The 2,271-nt window shown below is 72.5% G+C and carries 2 protein-coding genes; both read left to right on the forward strand.

Annotation, left to right across the window (positions count from 1 at the left end):
• Positions 1–5: 5 nt before the first annotated feature.
• Entirely contained in the window at positions 6–1,421 is a 1,416-nt protein-coding gene (locus ACFU6K_RS37240; RefSeq protein WP_380670821.1) for an amino acid permease, read from the forward strand.
• Positions 1,422–1,620: 199 nt separating this feature from the next.
• Positions 1,621–2,271, forward strand: a 651-nt coding sequence (locus ACFU6K_RS37245; RefSeq protein ID WP_380670819.1) for an HNH endonuclease family protein, incomplete at its 3' end; no start/stop codon positions are given.

The raw sequence follows: 2,271 nt of genomic DNA on the forward strand, positions 1-2,271 counted from the left end.
CCCTCATGCAGACCAGTCCCGCCGCACCCCGGCAGGCGACCCGACCGAGCGGCCCGGAGACCCCGGGGCCGGTCGGCTCCCCGCCCACCGGCACCGCACCGGCCGGCCCGACGCCGCGGAAGACCGGCCGCCGCTTCGGGCTGGCGACCGCCACCGCCCTGGTGATGGGCAACATCATCGGCGGCGGCATCTTCATGATCCCGGCCGCCGTGGCCCCGTTCGGCACGGTCAGCCTGGTCGCCTTCGTGGTGCTCACCGTGGGCGCGATCGCGCTGGCGCTGGTCTTCGGGCAGCTGGCCCGCCGCAACCCGCGCACCGGCGGACCGTACGTCTACGCCCGCGAGGCCTTCGGGGACTTCGCCGGCTTCCTGTCCGCCTGGTCGTACTGGATCACCACCTGGGTCAGCAACGCCGCGCTCGCCGTGGCCGCCGTCGGGTACCTGGACGTGCTGCTGCCGCTGCACCACTCCATCCCGCTGGAGATCACCGCCGCGCTGGCCTTCCAGTGGCTGCCGGCGCTGGCCAACCTGGCCGGCACCCGCTTCGTCGGGGCGGTCCAACTCGTCTCCACCGTGCTGAAGTTCGTCCCGCTGCTGCTGGTCGCGGTGGGCGGGCTGTTCTTCTTCGACCCGAAGAACCTCGGGCCCTTCGACGCCAGCGGCCAGGGCTGGGCCGGCGGGATGTCCGCCGCCGCGGCGATCCTGCTGTTCAGCTACCTGGGCGTGGAGTCGGCCGCGATGAGCGCCGGCGAGGTCCGTGACCCGGAGCGCAACGTCGGCCGGGCCAGCGTGCTCGGCACCGCCGGTGCGGCGGTGGTGTACCTGCTCGGCACCCTCGCGGTGTTCGGCACCGTGGCGCACCAGCAGCTCGTCCACTCCGCCGCGCCGTTCTCGGACGCCGTGAACGCCATGTTCGGCGGCACCTGGGGCGGCACGGCGATCGCCGTCGCCGCGCTGGTCTCGATGACCGGCGCCCTCAACGGCTGGACCCTGCTCTCCGCCCAGGCGCCGTACGCGGCCGCCAAGGACGGCCTGTTCCCGGCCGTCTTCGGGAAGGAGCGGCGCGGGGTGCCGACCTTCGGCGTGCTGGTCAGCGTGGCGCTGGCCTCGGCGCTGACCGTGCTCAACTTCGCCAGCGGCGCGAAGGGCGCCTTCGACATGCTGGTGCTGGTCACCACCTTCACGGCGACCGTGCCGTACCTGCTCTCCACCGCCGCCCAGCTGTACTGGCTGGTGCGCGGGGCCGGCGAGAAGGTCGACCCCGGGTGGCTGGTGCGCGACGCCGTCCTCGGTCTGGGCGCCTTCGCCTTCTCGCTCTGGCTGCTCGCCGGGGCCGGCTACGCCGCCGTCTACCAGGGCGTCCTGTTCCTGTTCGCGGGCATCCTGGTCTACGTCTGGATGGCGGGCCGGCGCCGCGACTGAACTCCCGGCGGCAGCCGGAAAACCGGACACATCCCCGTGAAATCCTCGTGAACCTCCGTGACGCGCGCCGGACTTGTCCGGTGCACGTCCGATGTGCACGAGGATTTCACTTCCCGGGTCTACCCGCGTAGGTCATCGAATCGCCACACTGGCGCACGCAATTCAGCAGTTCATCCGATCTGATGATGGAGCGTCCGCCATGGCCCCCACCGCACCCGCGCGCCGGTTCCTGTCCTGCATACCGGTTGCCGCCGCCCTCGCCGCCGCGACCGTGGTCACCGCCGGCACCCCCGCCCAGGCCGCCCTGCCGACCCCGATCTCCGCGGCCACCGCCCGCGGCTACCTCGCCGCGATGCCCGCCGCCGCGGAGACCCACGGCGACACCTACGACCGCACGCTGTTCCCGACCTGGATCACCATCAGCGGCACCTGCGACACCCGCGAGTGGGTCGTCAAGCGGGACGGGAGCAACGTCGCCACCGACACCTCCTGCAAGGCCACCAGCGGCAACTGGTCCTCGCCGTACGACGGCGCGACCACCACCAACGCCTCCTCCTTCGACGTCGACCACCTGGTGCCGCTCTCCGAGGCCTGGGCCTCCGGCGCCTGGGCCTGGACCACCCCCCAGCGCCAGGCCTTCGCCAACGACGTCACCCGCCCCCAGCTGCTGCTGGTCTCCGCGAGCAGCAACCGCTCCAAGGGCGACCGCGACCCGGCCGAGTGGCTCCCCCAGGCCTCCTACCGCTGCACCTACGCCCGTGCCTGGGTCCAGGTGAAGCAGTACTACGGCCTGAGCGTGGACAGCGCCGAGAAGAGCGCGCTCACCGGCATCCTCGACAACTGCTGCACC

The sequence above is a fragment of the Kitasatospora sp. NPDC057512 genome (assembly GCF_042802135.1).
GTDB lineage: Bacteria > Actinomycetota > Actinomycetes > Streptomycetales > Streptomycetaceae > Kitasatospora.